18 protein-coding genes are annotated in these 16,907 nt (G+C 65.8%); 8 read left to right on the plus strand and 10 right to left on the minus strand.

The features are described 5' to 3' along the window. Positions 1-51 precede the first annotated feature (51 nt). Complete coding sequence (locus tag VHK65_14150) at positions 52-270, minus strand: FmdB family zinc ribbon protein (GenBank protein HVS07286.1); 219 nt, start codon at positions 268-270, stop codon at positions 52-54. 17 nt (positions 271-287) lie between these two features. Here VHK65_14150 and rsmG point away from each other — a divergent pair, with 17 nt between their 5' ends. From rsmG to VHK65_14165, 3 genes are read left to right on the plus strand one after another with little or no spacing between them, the layout of a single operon-like run. After that, positions 288-917 (plus strand): 16S rRNA (guanine(527)-N(7))-methyltransferase RsmG, encoded by a 630-nt coding sequence (gene rsmG, locus VHK65_14155; GenBank protein ID HVS07287.1) that lies wholly within the window; start codon positions 288-290, stop codon positions 915-917. Positions 918-977: 60 nt separating this feature from the next. After that, the gene (locus VHK65_14160; GenBank protein ID HVS07288.1) at positions 978-1,814 is read left to right on the plus strand and encodes an SH3 domain-containing protein; all 837 of its coding nucleotides are present in this window, start codon (positions 978-980) and stop codon (positions 1,812-1,814) included. 4 nt (positions 1,815-1,818) lie between these two features. Then, positions 1,819-2,571 carry a class I SAM-dependent methyltransferase gene (locus tag VHK65_14165; GenBank protein ID HVS07289.1) on the plus strand — a complete coding sequence of 251 codons (753 nt, stop codon included), beginning with the start codon at positions 1,819-1,821 and terminating at the stop codon, positions 2,569-2,571. A gap of 375 nt (positions 2,572-2,946) precedes the next feature. On the opposite strand, the gene VHK65_14170 is transcribed toward VHK65_14165, so the two are convergent. Genes VHK65_14170 through VHK65_14180 form a run of 3 tightly spaced genes read right to left on the minus strand, consistent with a single transcriptional unit; the run spans position 2,947 to position 5,352 of the window. Further along, the gene (locus VHK65_14170) at positions 2,947-3,393 is read right to left on the minus strand and encodes a VOC family protein (protein HVS07290.1); all 447 of its coding nucleotides are present in this window, start codon (positions 3,391-3,393) and stop codon (positions 2,947-2,949) included. Between the two features lie 43 nt (positions 3,394-3,436). Then, entirely contained in the window at positions 3,437-3,859 is a 423-nt protein-coding gene (locus VHK65_14175) for an AraC family transcriptional regulator (protein ID HVS07291.1), read from the minus strand. Next, complete coding sequence (locus VHK65_14180) at positions 3,856-5,352, minus strand: UDP-N-acetylmuramoyl-L-alanyl-D-glutamate--2,6-diaminopimelate ligase (protein HVS07292.1); 1,497 nt, start codon at positions 5,350-5,352, stop codon at positions 3,856-3,858. The genes VHK65_14175 and VHK65_14180 overlap by 4 nt, the downstream gene beginning before the upstream one ends. Positions 5,353-5,381: 29 nt before the next feature. Here VHK65_14180 and folP point away from each other — a divergent pair, with 29 nt between their 5' ends. The 3 genes from folP to VHK65_14195 are packed head-to-tail and all read left to right on the plus strand — an operon-like array spanning position 5,382 to position 7,776. Then, positions 5,382-6,215, plus strand: a complete 834-nt coding sequence (folP, locus tag VHK65_14185; GenBank protein ID HVS07293.1) for a dihydropteroate synthase — start codon at positions 5,382-5,384, stop codon at positions 6,213-6,215. A gap of 5 nt (positions 6,216-6,220) precedes the next feature. Beyond that, the gene (folK, locus tag VHK65_14190; GenBank protein HVS07294.1) at positions 6,221-6,643 is read left to right on the plus strand and encodes a 2-amino-4-hydroxy-6-hydroxymethyldihydropteridine diphosphokinase; all 423 of its coding nucleotides are present in this window, start codon (positions 6,221-6,223) and stop codon (positions 6,641-6,643) included. After that, a complete protein-coding gene (locus tag VHK65_14195) occupies positions 6,640-7,776 on the plus strand; it encodes a glycosyltransferase family 4 protein (GenBank protein HVS07295.1) in 1,137 nt (378 codons plus the stop codon). The genes folK and VHK65_14195 overlap by 4 nt, the downstream gene beginning before the upstream one ends. A gap of 207 nt (positions 7,777-7,983) precedes the next feature. Here the strand turns inward: VHK65_14195 and VHK65_14200 are convergent, their stop codons facing one another. From VHK65_14200 to VHK65_14220, 5 genes are read right to left on the minus strand one after another with little or no spacing between them, the layout of a single operon-like run. Further along, positions 7,984-8,196 (minus strand): hypothetical protein, encoded by a 213-nt coding sequence (locus VHK65_14200; GenBank protein ID HVS07296.1) that lies wholly within the window; start codon positions 8,194-8,196, stop codon positions 7,984-7,986. A gap of 8 nt (positions 8,197-8,204) precedes the next feature. Beyond that, positions 8,205-8,915, minus strand: a complete 711-nt coding sequence (locus VHK65_14205; GenBank protein ID HVS07297.1) for a response regulator transcription factor — start codon at positions 8,913-8,915, stop codon at positions 8,205-8,207. Between the two features lie 3 nt (positions 8,916-8,918). Then, entirely contained in the window at positions 8,919-10,031 is a 1,113-nt protein-coding gene (locus VHK65_14210; protein HVS07298.1) for a PAS domain-containing sensor histidine kinase, read from the minus strand. A gap of 1 nt (position 10,032) precedes the next feature. Next, the gene (locus tag VHK65_14215) at positions 10,033-11,064 is read right to left on the minus strand and encodes a peptidoglycan bridge formation glycyltransferase FemA/FemB family protein (GenBank protein HVS07299.1); all 1,032 of its coding nucleotides are present in this window, start codon (positions 11,062-11,064) and stop codon (positions 10,033-10,035) included. Further along, positions 11,057-12,076 (minus strand): peptidoglycan bridge formation glycyltransferase FemA/FemB family protein, encoded by a 1,020-nt coding sequence (locus VHK65_14220; GenBank protein ID HVS07300.1) that lies wholly within the window; start codon positions 12,074-12,076, stop codon positions 11,057-11,059. Before VHK65_14220 ends, VHK65_14215 begins: the two co-directional genes overlap by 8 nt. 122 nt (positions 12,077-12,198) lie before the next feature. On the opposite strand from VHK65_14220, the gene VHK65_14225 reads away from it, so the two are divergent. Together VHK65_14225 and VHK65_14230 are read left to right on the plus strand one after the other, a co-directional pair. After that, positions 12,199-13,695 carry a DUF4388 domain-containing protein gene (locus VHK65_14225; GenBank protein HVS07301.1) on the plus strand — a complete coding sequence of 499 codons (1,497 nt, stop codon included), beginning with the start codon at positions 12,199-12,201 and terminating at the stop codon, positions 13,693-13,695. Between the two features lie 54 nt (positions 13,696-13,749). Next, on the plus strand, positions 13,750-15,441 hold the full coding sequence (locus tag VHK65_14230) for an Ig-like domain-containing protein (protein ID HVS07302.1): 1,692 nt from the start codon (positions 13,750-13,752) through the stop codon (positions 15,439-15,441). Here the strand turns inward: VHK65_14230 and VHK65_14235 are convergent. Beyond that, positions 15,438-16,652, minus strand: coding sequence for an MFS transporter (locus VHK65_14235; protein ID HVS07303.1), 1,215 nt, complete (start codon positions 16,650-16,652; stop codon positions 15,438-15,440). The two genes, VHK65_14230 and VHK65_14235, sit on opposite strands and share 4 nt — an antisense overlap. Between the last annotated feature and the right edge of the window lie 255 nt (positions 16,653-16,907).

Consider the following 16,907-nt stretch of genomic DNA (forward strand, 5'->3'; position numbering starts at 1 on the left):
CCACGGCCACATCATGCCGGAAAGCCGCGGCTGGTGTCTACTTGCTTGCGCTCAGTTCGAACAGGCGCAACTGCCGCCGCACGCACAACCACCCGAGGTCGACCCGCTCGACGCCTCGCTGGTGCCCACCACCGCGAAGGTGGAGAACATGGCCTTGGTGTTGGTGCTCTCGCACTCCGGGCATACCTGGCGATCGTCACGGCTGGCGTAACCGCCGAAGACGTCAAACGTGTGGCGACAGGCCAGGCAGGAGAACTCGTAGATCGGCACGTCAATATTGTAAGGTGGTGCGCCCCAAAGTTCAGCACTACGCCCAACTGTTGCTCGAGTGGAACCGGAGCATCAACCTCACCGGGGCGCGGACGCTCGACCAAGTCGAGGCGCTGATTGCCGACGCCGGCGCCCTGGCCGGGGCGTCGTGGACCGGCATCACCAGGGTGATCGACATCGGCAGCGGCGGGGGGCTGCCGGCCGTCCCTCTGGCAATCGCCATGCCGCAGGTGCAGTTCACCTTGCTCGAGGCGAACGCCCGCAAGTGCGCCTTCCTCGAGCACGTAGCCGCCACGCTGGGACTGTCGAACGTGGTGGTTGCCCCCGGGCGGGCGGAGGAACTCGGCCACCTGCCGGCGCTTCGAGAGCAATTCGATCGGGCGATCTCACGGGCGGCGGCTCGTCCGCAGGTGCTGCTGGAGCTTGCCCTCCCCTTCGTTAGAACCGGTGGAGATCTTGTTGCCCAGGTCAGCCCCCTCGACCCGGTCGTGCTCGAACCCGCTTCCCGCCTGCTGGGCGGGGGGACGCCGCACCTCGAGCTCGCGGACGCCAGTGGCCGCGTCCTCATGGTGGTGCCAAAGCTCGCCTCCACGCCATCTCGTTTTCCGCGAAGGACCGGACTGCCCGGACGCAAGCCGCTCGCGTAACGCCTCGTGGTTGGGCGGCGTTGCATGAGCATGAGGTCGGCTCTCCGCCTAATTCCCCTGATGGCAATCGGCGCCGTGGCGGCCTTCCTGCTGGCTGGGCCGCTGGCGTCTCTCTACAAGACCCACGCCGTGGCGAGCCGACCTCAACCATCCACCTCGCCCACCATCGATCCGCACGCCTCGCCGACGTCATGTCCGGCGTCGCTGCCGATACCAGGCCACGACTTTACGGTCATCGCCGGCCCGGTGCCAGCGCTGCCAACGCCCATCTGGGTCAACGATCCGCTCGGAGTCAACCTCCGCAGTGCACCCTCAGCTGCCAGCGCGTTGGTGGTGACGCTAGTCCAGGGGACTCAAGGGAACGCTGACGGCCGCGCTACAGATGCCTCCGGCAAGATCTGGTTCCATGTGACCACCGGAAACCGGTCGGGTTGGCTGCGCTCAGACTTTGTCGTCACGAATGCCATTCACCCGGCAAGCGGCGCCGGCTGGTCTCTGATGCTGCCCCAGGACTACCAGTTCGGCAACGGCAGCGATCCAGCCGTGAGCTCGGCAGCGAAGGCTGGTGACCCGCTCCCGTTTCTAGTTGTGCAAACCACTACGGCGTCGACTCTGACCGTCCAGCTTCCCGCCGCACTGCGGCCAGACATTGCACCCGTCGGCGATCAGGCGAAAACGATCCAGGTTTGGAACTACACGGTTGTCAAGCACACCTCGAGGGTAGCCCTAGACACCTGCAAGGTCGTCTCGGCCTGGGCCCGCCCTGACCAAGGGTGGCCGATCATGACCACGATCTTCGTCCACGCGCCACAGCGCAACTACCAGTTCACCTTCTTCACGAGTGCCCGCGACGACCTTGCTGTCGACCAGGTGCTCAACAGCATCGCATTAAGCTGACCGTGTGAGCAGCGGGACCCGCTGGGAGAAAGCCGCCGAGGCGTACGCCACCGGCGAACACAAGTCAGGGCGCGAGCTGCAGCTGGTGGTCGAGTTCGCCGCGCCCACGGGAACAGAACGGGTGCTCGACATCGGCACGGGGGCCGGCCACACAGCTCTCGCCCTTGCACCGCGCGTGTCGAAGGTCGTCCTCACCGACCCGGTCCCAACGATGCTGGCAACCGCGGAACGCCTCTTTACGGTCGCCGGTGTTCGGAACGCGGAGTTCGTCGAGGCGGTTGCCGAGCGGTTGCCCTTCCCGGACGCGAGCTTCGACATCGTTAGCACGAGGCTGGCCGCGCATCACTTCGATGATGTGCCGCTCGCGATGCGTGAGGTGGCGCGCGTCCTGCGGCCGGGCGGCGTCTTCATCTTCATCGATAGCCTCGCGCCCGACGACTCGGAGAGCGCCGCCTACCAGGATGAGGTCGAAAGGCTGCGCGATCCAACTCACCGGCACATCTACACCCAGCGGGAATGGATCGCGTTTTGCGAAGAGGCCGGCCTTCGCGTCCAGAAAACGGAAGTGGTGCGTAAGGCCCATCCGTTCGAGCCCTGGCTCGAGCGCGGCGGCGAGGACGACGCGACGCAGGAGCGAGTGCGCACCCGTTTCCTTGACGCTCCAGCTTCCGCCGTCCGCGACCTCCAAATCGTGGTAACTGACGGCAAGGTGGAGTCGTTTACCGACCGCAAGCTGGTGCTCGCGGCGCGGCGGTGACCTTTGCACCTCCGCGTCCGAATCTGATCGAGAGCGATTCAGGCTTCTCAGTGGAGGTGCTGGGTCGGACCGGGATGCGCTACGTCGAGGGCGATCGATCAATGTTCGTTGACTCCGAAGTCCTGGCCAAGCCCGGCGCGATAGCTCTCTGGCGCGAAAGCATAAAGCGATGGGACCCTCCGCACGACGCGGAGGCGGTTGGGCCAGTGGATCGCAGCCGGATTATCGCGAATATTCAGCGGGCATTCGAATCCCAAGGGCACGAACTCCAGGTCATCTAATCCTCGATTCGGCCCTCTCGCAAAGTGACGACCGCGGCCGGCACCTCTATGCCGGTCGCGGTCTTGCCTGAGAGCTCGATGCTGGCGCGAAATTTCATCGGTTCGCTTTGGTGGCGCTTGCAACTGGGGTGGCGACATGTAGCGGCTGCGAGAAACGGATGTGGTTTCCGAACGGGTCCCGCAAGCCGCAGTCGATGCCGTAGGGCCGCTCGGTTGGCTCCTCGGTGAACTCGACGCCCTTTGCGCGAAGCTCGCTGTAGGTCTTCCGGCAATCGGCTGTCGTGAAGAACAGGTGTCCGCCCGTGGCACCCTTCGACACCATCTCGCGGACCTGCTCGGCGGTCTTGATATCGAGCGCAGGCGCGCCGGGCTTCTCCAGCAGGATCTGGCGGGCATCCCCGGGAACGTTGACCGTTAGCCAGCGCATGAACCCTAGGTCCTGGTCGGTGTTGACCTCGAGACCGAGCTTGCCGACATAGAAATCGAGGGCCTTGTCCTGGTCGAGAACGTAGATCGATGAGATCAGAAGAGCATTGAACATTTTGTTAGACCTCCATGAATCGGGATTGATGTCGTATCTCAGGCTAGACGACGTCTTTCGCCTTGGCTTCTCCAAAACTGCTCGGTCGTGTCCAGGCCATCGCGAAGCAGTTCGGGACAGCCATGATCGGTCCCCGCTCCCGATAGGCCGTTGGCGGCTCACCGACGATTGCCTGAAAACTACGGCTGAAGGTGCCCAGGCTGTTGAAGCCGACGTCGAGGCAGATGTCGGTCACGCTGCGATCGGTCGCACGCAACAGGAACATTGCCCGCTCGACACGACGGCGCTGCAAGTACCGGTGTGGCGTCTCGCCAAATGTCGCACGGAAGGTGCGAATGAAGTGCGCCTCGGAAAGGTGGGCGATTCGAGCGAGCGTCGGAAGGTCGAGCGGCTCGGCGTAGGCCCGGTCCATCGCATCGCGGGCACGGAGCATCCGGCGGTTGGTTTCCTCGATGGCGCGGCTCACGTGGGGAGTCCCCGGATCGCTGCCTCGGCGGCGGCTCGTTCGTCCCACGGCTCCTTGCCACGACCGATGAGGATGCTTCGCTCGTGACCCTTGCCGGCGAGCAGGACGGTGTCCCCCGGGCGGGCGCGCCGAACCGCATGGGCGATGCCCTGGCGACGGTCCTCGATCCGCGCGTACTGGTCGCCCTCGGTCCACCCGACTTCCTCGGCCCCGGCCGCGATCTCGCTGAGGATGGTCATCGCGTCCTCTTCCCGCGGATCCTCGTTCGTGAAAACGGCGTAATCGCTCAGCCGGGCAGCGATCTCTCCCATCCAGGGCCGTTTCTCGCGATCGCGGTCACCGGCGCTGCCGAAGACGGCGATCAACTTGCCCCGTGTGATCGGTCGCAGCTCGCGAAGGACCTTCTCGAGGCTCTGGGGTGTGTGAGCGTAATCGATGATCACGCTGAACGGCTGGCCGAGGTCGACCCGCTCCATCCGGCCGCTGACGCCGCTATAGCTCTCCAGCCCCTGGCGGATCTCGTCGAGTGTCAGCCCCACGGCGACACCCGCGGCCGCGGCGGCCAGTGCGTTGGCGGCGTTCCAGCGGCCATTCAACTTCAAGCGCAGCGTCAGAGGCCCGAGCGGCGTCGAGGCTTCCACCAGCAACCCCTCTGGAGTCGCGTCGACGCGGTGAGCCTTGAGATCGGCATCGAGCTGAAGCCCGTAGGTGATCCGCCCGGCAATCGGCCGGTTCACCAGGTAGGCGTAGCTCGGGTCGTCGCGATTGAGCACTGCTGTTTTGTCTATGCCTTTCCGAGCGCTGCCGGCCGTCAAATCGATCAGCTGCGCCTTCGCCTCGCGGTAGGCCTCGATCGTCTTATGGAAGTCGAGGTGCTCGTGCGCGATGTTGGTGAAGACGGCGACGTCGTAGTCGACACCTACCACGCGTTGCAACGCGAGCCCGTGCGAGCTGGTCTCGATCACTGCATAGGCGAGCCCGGCGTCACGCATCCGAGCCAGCTGCTGTTGAACCTCGAGCGCCTCCAGGGTGGTCTGTCGCGAGTCGTTCGGATCGACGGCGTCGCCGAAGCGGATGTCGACCGTGCTCATCGAGCCGACGCGCCGACCGGCGTTCAGCACCATCTGGTGGATCATCGTCGTGGTCGTCGTCTTGCCATCGGTTCCGGTCACGCCGATGACCACCATGCCCTCGCTCGGCCGGCCGTAGAGGGTCCTCGACATGAGCGCCAGGGCGCGGCGCGTGTCCGGCACGACCACCTGCGGCCAGGCGGTACCCGCCCGGCGCTGCACGACAGCCGCCAAGGCGCCATCTCGCAGCGCCGTCTCGACGTAACGGTGCCCGTCGGTGTGCGTACCCGGGATGGCAACGAAGCAGTCGCCCGGCTTCAGCCGGCGGGAGTCGTAGCAGAGGCCAGTGACCTCGGGGTCGGTCGGGGGCGCTTCGAGCACCTCGACGCCCTCGAGGAGGCGGCTTAATTTGATGCCAGTCACCGAAACGACATGATGCTACGCTCAGGCCGATGGCCGCCACGATGCGATCGGCCCGCATCGGCGCGCGTGACTTCAACTGGGGCGCGCGGACCTACGTGATGGGCATCGTCAACGTCACCCCCGACTCGTTCTCGGGTGATGGCGTGACGGATCTCGAGACGGCGGTTGCCCAGGCCAGGCAGATGGAGCAGGATGGCGCCGACCTGATCGATATCGGCGGCGAGTCCACCCGTCCCGAGACCTGGGCCGGCCCCGGGCTCAGCGCCGAGGATGAGCTGGCCCGCGTGATTCCGGTGGTGGAGCGGGTGACGGCCGCGGTCGCAGTGCCGGTCTCGATCGACACCTACAAGGCGAGCGTCGCGAAGCGCGCGATCGAGGCGGGCGCGAGCCTCGTCAACGACGTCTGGGGGTTCCGGCGAGACTCCCAGATGCCGGCCGCCGTCTCTGCGGCCGGCGTGCCGGTGGTGCTGATGCACAACAAGCCCGGTGGCGGCTATCGCGATCTGATCGGAGAGATCGCCGCCAGCTTGCGCGAGAGCGTCGAGTTGGGCCGGGCCGCCGGTATCCAGGAGGATCGCATCGTGCTGGACCCAGGCATCGGATTCGGCAAGACGCGCGAGGAGAACCTCGAGATCATTCGGCGGCTGCCCGAGCTGCACCGGCTCGGCTTTCCGTTGCTGATCGGTCCCTCGCGGAAGTCCTTCATCGGCAAGACGCTCGACCTTCCCGCTGGCGAGCGCCTGGAAGGCACGGCGGCCGCCGTCGCGCTGAGCATCGCCGGCGGGGCCGACCTTATCCGTGTGCACGACGTCAAGGCGATGGTGCGGGTGGCGCGGATGGCCGACGCCATCCGGCACGCGTGACCCGGGTGTGGCTCGCCCTCGGTAGCAACCTCGGTGACCGCGAGGCCTTTCTCGCCGCGGCCCGGGCGGCCTTGAAGGAGTCGGGTGCTTCGCTGATCCGTAAATCCCGGGTAGCAGAAACGGAGCCGGTCGGCATCACCGATCAACCTCCCTTCTTGAACCAAGTCTTGGAAGTTGAGACGACGCTCGAGCCCAGAGCATTGCTAGAGAACGTCAAGAAAATCGAGCAGCAGCTGGGACGGCAGCACCGCCAGCGATGGGGCCCGCGCGAGATCGACATCGACATCCTTCGCTACGACAACCGTGTGGTCGATGAGCCCGGACTACGCATCCCTCACCCGGAGTTGCCCAATCGCCCATTTCTGCTTGAGCTGATCGGGGACCTGTATTCCATACGCGACCCTCGCCGCAAGGAAGAGACGTCATGAACGAGCCGCTGCGCGTCGCCTGGCTGGGGCATCAGAGTGGGCGCGCCGGCGACGGTCTGCTCACCTATTCACGCGAGACGGTCGCCGGGCTGCGCGCCCGTGGCGTCAAGGTGTTCTTCGTCCATCACGGCACGCTGGCAGCGGTGACCGACGACGGCCTCACGCTGCGATCCCTGACGGGCAGCCACCGCTACATCATTTCCTCGCCCAGGACAAAGCGCAGCATCACCGACCTCCTTCGCCGCGAGCGCGTCGACCTGGTCCACGTCTCGCTCAGCTTCTCGACGCTGATCGATTTCGGACTCCCGGAGCTCTGCCACGAGCTCGGCCTGCCGGCGGTCGCCACCTTCCATGTCCCCTACGATTCCCGCTTCGGCCTCTGGCAGGGGATCAGCACCGCGGTCTACCGGCTCTATGCCCAGTCGCTCGCGAACTTTGATCGCGTGATCATCTTTTCCGAGCAGCAAAAGAGCCTGCTCGAGCACTACGGAGTCCCTGCCGAGAACATTGCCGTGATCCCCAACGGCGTCGATGTCGAGAAGTACGCGCCCGGGGCATCGGACTTCAAGCAGATGCTGAAAGCCGGTGCGCTGGTCGGTTACCTCGGCCGGGTCGATCCCGAGAAGAACGTCGACATGCTGGTGCGCGCCTTCCAGGATGTCGATGCCGCGGATGAGGTCAAGCTGGTGATCATCGGCAGTGGCAGCGAGAAGCGTCGCCTGGACCGGCGCTATGGAAACCCACGCGTCGTTTTCACGGGCCAAGTCCTCGATGAGGCGGAGCGGATCTCCATGCTGCGCGCCATGGACATCTTCGTCCTGCCCTCGATGGTCGAAGGGTTATCGCTCTCGCTGCTCGAAGCGATGGCCTGCGGTGTGGCGCCGGTTGCCACCGACGTGGGCTCGGACGGTGAGGCCCTGCGCGGCGCGGGCATCGTCGTCGACACGAAGGATCTCGATGGGCAACTCCGGCTGGCGCTACGCACGCTGATCGAATTTCCGGACTTCCGTACCGAGCTCGGCCGGCGCGCCCGGGCGCGCGCCGTCGAGCGCTTCAGCCTTTCGGACAATCTCGACCGGCTGCTCTCTGTTTACCGCGAGCTGCGGCCGGCCGCCGGTGCTGCGGCGTCCTGACGGCCCTACGGAAACCTGTTACTTGCCTCGGCCGCCGCGACTGAGCCGTGCCAATTCGGGTGAGAAGAACATGATGCCAATGCCGACGATCATTAAACCCGCAGCGATCCTAGATAGGATGCTCGAGCTTTGAAGGGCGAGTCCGACGAAGAAGGGCAGGCCGGCAACCGCGTAAAGGACCGCCAGTCGCCTCGGATTACGAGCCGCTCATCCCTGATAGGCGCGCATCAATGGATGCCGACGCAGCAAGATGGCCAACGCGATCAGGCCTGCCAGCAGGCCCGCCCCGATGACAAAGAGACCGGTGAGCAGGACACGAATAACCCCGCTGCCCTGCGATATGGCGATGCCGGCGAATAGGCCGGTGCCGATAAGAAATGCGAGTCCGAGGAAGACGCCGAACCGTGGCGGACGGACCACACCCGTGCCTAGCCGAGCTTGCCGGCGCTGGTGAAGCGGTAGCCGATGCCCGGCACCGCCAGGATGAAGAACGGGTGTGAGGGGTCCTGCTCGATCTTCCGCCGCAGGTTGCGGATGTGGACGTCGATGACCCGCGTCTCGATCGGGTACTCGTAGCCCCAGACGTGGTTGAGGATCTTCTCGCGCGACAGGACCTTGCCCGCGTTTGACGCGAGGAAGGCCAGCAGGTCGAACTCGGTGTGGGTCAGCATCACCTCGCTCGAGTCGTGGAAGACGCGGCGCTCGTTGAGGTCGATGACCAGGTCCTTGAATTCCAGCCGCCCCTGGTTGACGGCCTCCTCCTCCTGGCGCGCCTTGCGCAGGTGGGCGGCGATGCGGGCGAGCAGCTCGCGGGTGCGGAACGGCTTGGTGATGTAGTCGTCGGCACCGATCTCCAGCCCGACGACCACGTCGATCTCTTCCGTCTTCGCGCTGAGGATGATGATCGGCACCCGCAGCCCCGCTTTGCGAATGTCGCGGCAAACGTCGAACCCGGAAACGTCGGGCAGCATGATGTCGAGCAGGATCAAATCGGGCTTACTCAGCTCGATGCGGCGAAGCGCCTCGCCGCCGGTCTCGGCTTCGACGACCTCGTATCCCTCTTTCTCCAGGGCGAGATGGATCGCCTTGCGGATCATGGCCTCGTCGTCGACGATCAGGATCTTCTTCGGTGGTGGCATTGGTTAGTGGGCGCCGACGGCAACCCGCGGTCGGGTCCGGGCGGCCGGCTCGGCGCGTGGCAGCGTGACCGTGAACACTGTGCCCTTCCCATGGCGGCTGCGCACGTGGACGTGACCACCAAGCATGGTCACCAGGCTCCGCACGATGTACAACCCCAATCCGGTTCCGGAGGTACGGCGCACGAACGGATCGTCGGCACGGTAAAACTTCTCGAAGAGCCGGGGCATATGTTCCTTGCGGATTCCGACCCCCTGGTCTGACACCTCAAACCTTACTTCCGACTGGTCGATGCGCGCGCTGAGGGTGATCTGGGTCCCGGGCTCGGAGTATTTTATGGCATTGGTCAGCAGGTTCACCAGGATCTGGTGGAGTTTGCGCGCCTCACCCATGACGGCGGGCAGGTTTTCGGGTGCCCGGCACTTGAGGGTGCGCCCCTTGAGCATGGGCCGCACCTCTTCGCAGACGTGCTGCACCACCGAGGCGACGTCGACGCGTGAGAAGTCGACGGAGATGCGACCAGAGTCGATGCGGCTGACCGCGAGGATGTCGCCGATGAGACGCTCCATCCGGTCGGCCTGGCCGTGCAGATCCTGTAACAGCTCCCGGCGCTGCGCCTCTGACAGGTCGAAGTCGAGCAGGAGCTCGCTCAGTCCCTTGAGCGTGGTCAGGGGCGTCTTCAGCTCGTGCGAGGCCGCCAGCATCAGGGCATCCCGGGCCTCGATCGTCTCGAGCTCCGGCGTGACATCGTGAATGATGATCACCGCCGCATCCGGCGTCTTCCCCTTGAGACGGATCGGCGAGACCGAGTAGGACACGCGCACCGGGTCGTCGGTGGTGCGCAGCCGGAACAGGTAGGCGAAGTGGGTGTTAATCCGGGTGCCGAGCCGAAGGGCACGACGCAACGCCCCGTTGGGCGCACACAGATTGACGCCCGTCTCCGTGCGCACTTCGAGGATGTCGGCCGCCGGCCGGCCGACCGCGTCCCTCAGGGCCCACCCGGTAAGGCGCTCGCCGACCGGGTTCACCGAAAGCACCGTCGCCTCGCGGTCGACGATGATCAGGGCCTGGGGGAACTGCTCAAACGCCTGCTCGGAGAGCGTTCGCTCCCTAGCCATGTCATCGCAGTATAGGCACGGCGGGGCGTACTTTCGCCTTCAGTTGTTGGAGCCGTCGCTCGAGCTTCAGCGGACCGGGGCGCAGAACGTGCTCGTAAAGGCCGATGTAACGGACGGTCTCGCCGCCGAACCCGGTCTTGAATCGGTAGAGACCGAACCACGGATGGTCTGGCGCGGGCTCCTCCGGGATCCCCCACCAGTCATAGGTATCGCAGCCGAGGGCCTTGAAGTCCAACATCGCCTGCCAGTGCAGCAGGTAGTTCGGCATCAACTCCCGCTTGCGGTCGCCCGAGCCACCGAGGAGGTAATAGGCGGTCTTGCCCAAGCGGAAGACCATGATCCCGCCAAGCGTGTCACCCTCGTGCTCCGCGAGGTAGAGCCGCACCTCGTCAGACGGGCCGAAGAGGTCGAGCGCCGCCTGGTAATACGCAACGCCCGGCAGGTGGATGCCCTGCCGTTTGCCGGTGTCGGCCGCCAACCGCGCGAAGGTCGCGACATCGCGCGAGGCGCGTACGGTGACGCCCTTCTTCTCCGCGAGGTTCAGGTTGTAGCGGGTCTTCGGCTTGAAGCCCGCCTTGAGTGAATCCGGGTCGAGGTCGATGCGCAGCAGCCGCGTCGCCTCCGGCTGGACGGCCTTACCTTTGGTAAATCCCCGACCCTCGAAGAAGGCCGGCCACTCGTCACCGACCCGCGCGTTCGGCTCGACGCGGAGGATCAGCCCCCGGCCGGCGGTCGCGCGTTGCTCCAGGGCATCGAGGACGAGCAAGCGGTCGCGCTCAGCCACGACGGGGCCGCGTGGCACGTAATATGTCGCGCCGCCCGGGTAGAGCGTGACGCTGCGCTGTAGCGAGCAAACGCCCGAGCGGCCCTCATGAACGAGGAGCCGCTCCACGCTCCATCCGAAGCGCGATTGCAGCTCTCCCCATTTCCAGCTCTGCAGCAGGTTCGCCTCGGGCTGGGCGAGCAGCAGTTCATCCCAGGCCTGCGCCCCCAGTCGCTCGCCAGGCGTGACAGCGAGGGCGGCCTCAGACAAACTCGGGCTGACCCGCGCGCGCAAACCGCTCCGCCAGACGAATGGTCAGCGCGGCGGCGCGGTTGACCGGGAGATCGTACAGCCCGATGAAGCGCACCATCCGCCCGTTGAAGCGTGACTTGAAGACGTAGTAGCCGTAGCCGCGCTGGCCGGGTTGTGGATCGAGCGGCACACCCCACATGTCGTAGGTGTTGCAGCCCCGTCGCTGGGCATCTTCGATCGCCCGCCAGTGCAGCAGGTAGCCAGGCTTGAGGTCCTTGGCGTCCTCCCGTGTCCCGCCGTAGAGGTAGACCAGCTTCGAGCCGAAAAATAGCATCACTGCCCCGGCCAGCAAGCGGTCCTGATGGCGGGCAAGGTAGACAGCAACCTGGCCCCGCTCGCGGAACAGGCTCAGTAGGTCCTGGTAGTAGGCGCGGCTGCGGATCGCGAACTGCTCCCGGGCGGCGGTCTCCTGGAGCAGCTCATAGAAGCTGTCCATCGCCGCCGACGCCTCGGAGGCCTCGACTGTGATGCCTTGTTTGATGCCGGATCGGATGTTGCGGCGCGTCGATTCCTTGAGCCGCATCATCGCCTCGTCGCCGCCACGGATGTCGACCAGCCAGGTGGCTTGATGCTGGATGGGATGGCGGCTTGGCAGCGCGCCGGACGCAGTGAGCACCGCCCGTTTCGCATCGGTCGTCCATTCCGGGTCCACCTTGAGGATGGTGCCGCCGTCCTGTGCGAGGCGATCGCGAAGCGCCTGCCAGAAGGCGGGCCACTGCTGAGTACGGTCGTCCAGGATGGGCCCACGGGGGGCATAGTTCAGGGTCAGGCCGCCGGGAAGACTCCTGCGGAGGACGGCGGCGGCCCCGATCGGCGCCCCACCCTCGGTCCAGAAGTAGCGCTGAACTCCCCAGCCGTAGCGCGATTTGAGGGTGCCCCACGCCCAGGCTTGCAGCACGGAGGCATCGGCAGCCTGGGAGACGAACGCGTCCCAGGCCGACGCGTCGTCGCAGGTCCTCAATTCGGGCATGCCTTCACAGCTTAGCGGGCGGCTTCGGGGGAGGTCGCCACAGCGCGTTGCCGACAGTTCGGGTATCGTATTTGGCCTGTGCTAGCATTGGTCAGGAAATCTCGGGGCGGTGGGAGGCTTTTGTGAGTACCATCGAGCAGGCGCCCGGGCTTCTCGACAATAGGGGCACGCTCAACCAGACGCCGCTGCTCACCCTGTTGCAGTCGAAACAAGCCCAGCGGGCTACCGGTACACTTCAGGTCCGAAATGGCGGTGAGGCGTACTCGCTGTTCTTTCTGTTCGGGCATCTGTTCCACGCCTATGGCAATGGAAGCCAGGGCGAGGAGGCCGTCTTCACGCCGCTCGCCTGGCGCCAGGGCGATTACTCCTTTGATCCAAAGTCCAAACTGCCAACCGAGGAAACCATCACGGCACCGACCGCCGATATCCTCGCCGAAGCCAAGCGGCGGGGCGTGCCGGGTGCCGATAACGGACCGGCGCCGGCGCGCGAAGCCCAGGCACCAACCCAGGCCGCTGCTCCCGCAGCGCCGCCACAAGCACAATCCCAGGTCAGTGAGCGCCCGGTGGTGAGTCAGCCGGCTGCAACCCAACCGGCGCCCACGCCGGAGGAAGGGCCGCCCGCGACGGAGCTGTACCCGCTGCCCGTGGGCAAGCTGGTGTATGAGTCGCTCAAGACCGCGTTCGTCGATTTCCCCAAACTGCTGCGCTCGCTGAGCAGCGACCGGCTCACCGGCTATCTGCGTCTGACCGGCGCCGCCTCGCGTGGCATGATCCTCTTCTACCAGGGCAGCCTGATCGAAAGCTTCTACGACGGTGGGGCGGTGGTCTCCACCGGACGGACGGCCTTCTCCCTGTTCAAGAACGACGTCGACCGGGGCGAAGGCAGCATGGACGTGATCGAACTGTCGGCGGAAGTGGTCACGGCGATCTATCAACTACTGACCGCGCCGACCATCCTCCAGGGGCTGCTGGCGCGCTTCGTCGACATCCGCGCCCTGCTCCAGTACCTGCAGGAGGAAAAGATCCACGGCAGCCTGCTGGTCCGCGCCCCTGAAGAGATGGGCATCATCCTGCTGCGCGACGGGCAGTTGCTGGGCGCGTTCACGCGGGGACAGCCGCTGTTGGTGCAGGACCCCGAGATCGTGACCCGCCTCTGCGCCGATTCGAAGACCAGGATCGAGGTCAAGGCCGTCGCCGACCTGGAAGAGCCCGCGTCGGTGAGCCTGGAAGAGATGCTCGCCATGACGCCCTCGGTCGCCTCCACCGTCTACCGGCCGGCCCCGCCACCGCAGCAAGCCGGCCCTGCCGCCCAGCCTGCGCCGGCACCGCAGCGTGCCCAGAACTATCAGCCCGCGCCTCAGCCCGTCCAGGGTCCGCCCGCCGGCGAGCCGGACGTCGATTGGCCCTCATTGATGAGCCAGCTGAACCAGATGGCGGACAACGCGCTGGCGAACCGATCGAAGAAGGTTAAGGAGATGCTCGCCTCGACCGAGCACACCGTTGACGCCCTGGACCGGACGATCGACCGGATTTCGCAGACCTCGATCATGTTCGTCGATCCAGCCCGCCTGACCAACCTGGCTAACGAGATGCGCCAGTTGCTCGAAGAGCAAAGGTAGACTCCCTCCGCTGGACCTCCTAAGGCGAACATCTCGCTAACCTTTTAAGCGGGCATGCGGCGCGCAGTCCTCTTGGTCCTGGCTTTGTTGACGCCTCTTGCTTCGGCATGTGCGCTCAACCCGCCGCGGATCGTCAGCATCTCTCCTGCCCGTGAGGCGACCAACGTCGCGACCAACGAGGTCATCACCATCAGCTTCGACCGGCCCATGAACCACCAGTCGGTCGAGACGCGCTTCGCACTCGCCCCCGCCCTGCCCGGTTGCAATGGATCCAAGACTTGCGGATTCGCCTGGACCGGGAACACCCTGACGTTCATCCACGCACAGTCCAATTTCGAGCTTTCCTCCATCTACCGGGTTTCAATGCACGCCGGCTACGCCGATGCCAGCGGCCAGCAGAATGGGCTCGAGCACTCCTGGCGCTTCACCACCGAGGGTCGACCGGCGTTGACAGCGGTCGACCCGCCCGATAACGCCACCGCGGTCGCGCCCGATCGCAATATCGTCCTCACTTTCAGCCGGCCGATGCAGGCCGATTCGATGCGCGCCGCCGTCCAGCTGACCCCGGAGGTCCCCTTCCTGCTGCGCTCGAAGCCGGGCGGTGACGGCTCCCAGTTCAACATCATCCCGACCGCGGTGCTCCAGCCCAACCAGAACTACACCGTCTCCCTCGACCAGCCGCTCGACGTTCACCACAACGCGATCTACGGGCGCGTCCAGACCCGCTTCAAGACCGGGTCGCTTTCCCTGTCTCGAAAGATCGGCTACCTGGTCGCGCAGCCCGGGCAACCGGCGTTCGCCGTGGGGATCGTCGATCCGCACGCCGATACCTTCCTCGGACGCTCGACGCCGAAGATGATTTACCAGCTCAGTGCGCAGAGCCAGGTCACCGACACCATCCTGTCCTTTGACTGGTCGCCGGGCGCGCAGCGCCTGGTCGTCGTCCAGGCGCCCCGCAACGCGGACAGCGGCCCGATCCAGATTGTCGACCTGGCGACTGGCACCGTGATCCGGCCCGGGATCAACGGGTCGGCGGTCTACTGGTCGCAGGACGGCACCATCGTCTACCTGCGCGATGGGACGCTGCGCCGGTTCCGTTCGACGACCCTGGAGGACGTTGCCCTCACCGATCCGGTCGACGGACGAGTCACAGACCCGGTGGCGCTGAGCCCCGATGGCAAATCGGTCGCCTACAGCACGACCGACCTGCAGGGGGTCCGCCATCTGTGGATCCTGAACCTGGACCTAAAAAGCCGCTACAAGCCCGCCGGGCTCGACGATCCTGCCGATCACCCGTCCTGGTCGCCGAACGGGACCAAGCTCGCCTTTCGGCGGGTGACCGCGACGGGCCCAGAACTCTGGATCTACGACCTGTCGGCCAGCGGCGCAAGCGCCTACCGCCGGGGCGGCCCACTCGATATCACGGGCGCCGCCTGGCTGAACGACAACAGCACGATCTATGTCGCGACCGGCGCCGGGAGCTCAGCAGCGCTCTACCGCGTCAACATCTTTTCGGCCAGCGAGGTGGGCGGCGTGGTCAAGGTCACCGGGAGCAAGGAAGCACCCAACGGATCGACCCCCAATACGCCCGCCTACGATCGGCGGATCGCCTTCGTGGGCCAGGTCGACCAGCTGCCCCAGATCTACGTGATGAACGGCGACGGCTCCCGTCCGCAGCAGTTGACCGATTGGGAAGCCGACTACCCCTACACCGGCGACGGCCCGAACTGGGTGCCGATCGGCTAGGCGGCTCGCGGGAGGGCGTCGTCGGGCAGGATGTCGACCTGGGGCGGCTTCAGGTAATTCGCATGGAAGTAGGCCCGCACCCAGACCGTGACCAGCATGGCGATCGCCATCAGCAGCGCCGACGACCAGAAGGGCATGCTCACCTGCAGGCCGTACATCCACCCCGCGATCGGGTAGGCGACGATAACCACCGCGCCGGTGACCAGTGCGAAGAGCCCGTATCCCTTGGCCATGGCGTAGTCCGGCAGCACTTCACCGATCACGGCGGTCATGACCTGGCGGAAGGACCAGAAGGCCCCTCGCAGGAAGAAGGCGAACCCCAGGATCGGCAGGGCCATCGAGGACAGGAGCAGGATCGCTGAGAGAACGTAGGCTGCCTCGAAGCAAAGGACGATCGTGACGCTGCCGAGCGACCGGCGCAGCCGCCCCAGGCCCAGGCCCATGATCACCGAGCCCAGGTAGAGGACACTCATCAAGACCCCGATCCAGAAGTTGTCGACGTGGGCCGCCTCGCGGGTGTAGAGCGCGGTGAAGGTCCAGGGGATGAAGATGATGGCGGTCACGACCATGAAAAGGCCGAGCATGACTCGGTACGCGGGGAAGCGCATCAGGTCCCGGTAACGGATCGACGGTACCGCGAACGTGGGCGAGCGTTTGGATGGCAGAAAGGCGATGCAGACCGCCGCCGCGAAGAAGAACGCGAAGGACACCCAGAAGAGTGCGCTCAGCGGCATGACCTGGGCCAGCCATCCGGACAGCACACTGGAGACGATCAGGCCCAGCGAGTACGCGGAGAACACCGTGGTCATCACCGCCGCGATCCGGTCGCGCGGCACGCCCAGTGAAAGGTAAACGCTGATCGCGGGGGTGTTGAAAACCGAGAGCTGCAGGAAGAGGATCCCAACGGCGGTCCAGCCCCAGTGGGGCGCGATCGCATAGCAGAGCGGCGCCGGCACGGCGATCGCCCAGCCCGCGATTACCGTCTTTTTCAGGGAGCGGTGCTCGGCCAGCCGCGTTCCGGGCAGCATGACGAGCGTCGCGACCAGCATGCCAAGCGCGGCCAGAACGCCAATCTCGAAGGCGCTGGCGCCGAGCTCCCGCTGATAGATGGCGCCGAAGGCGATGAAGGGGCCGGCACCCAGGCCGGAGAGCCCGTGCGCGCAGAAGAGCAGCCAGCCGCCGCGGTCGATGCGGACTCGGGTCTCCGGCATGTGGCCGCCCCTGGTGGGCCGGTTGCGGGGCGCGCGAGCCTGCAGCACACCCGTATATCGCGCCCGTCAAAGCGACCCATTGAGCGGGACGGCGACGAACCGGTGAAAAGCGCCCTAGGTGTAGTTCCCATCAGCCTTGTTGACAAGAACTGAGGTGGGAGCCTGGCCGCCGAGCGCGGTGTGGGGTCGGTAGCGATTGTAGAAGCGCACCCAGCGGGGCAGCTGCCGCTGACGTTCCTGGTTGCTCCCATAGAA

The organism is Candidatus Dormiibacterota bacterium, from assembly GCA_035544955.1.
Taxonomy (GTDB): domain Bacteria; phylum Chloroflexota; class Dormibacteria; order CF-121; family CF-121; genus CF-13.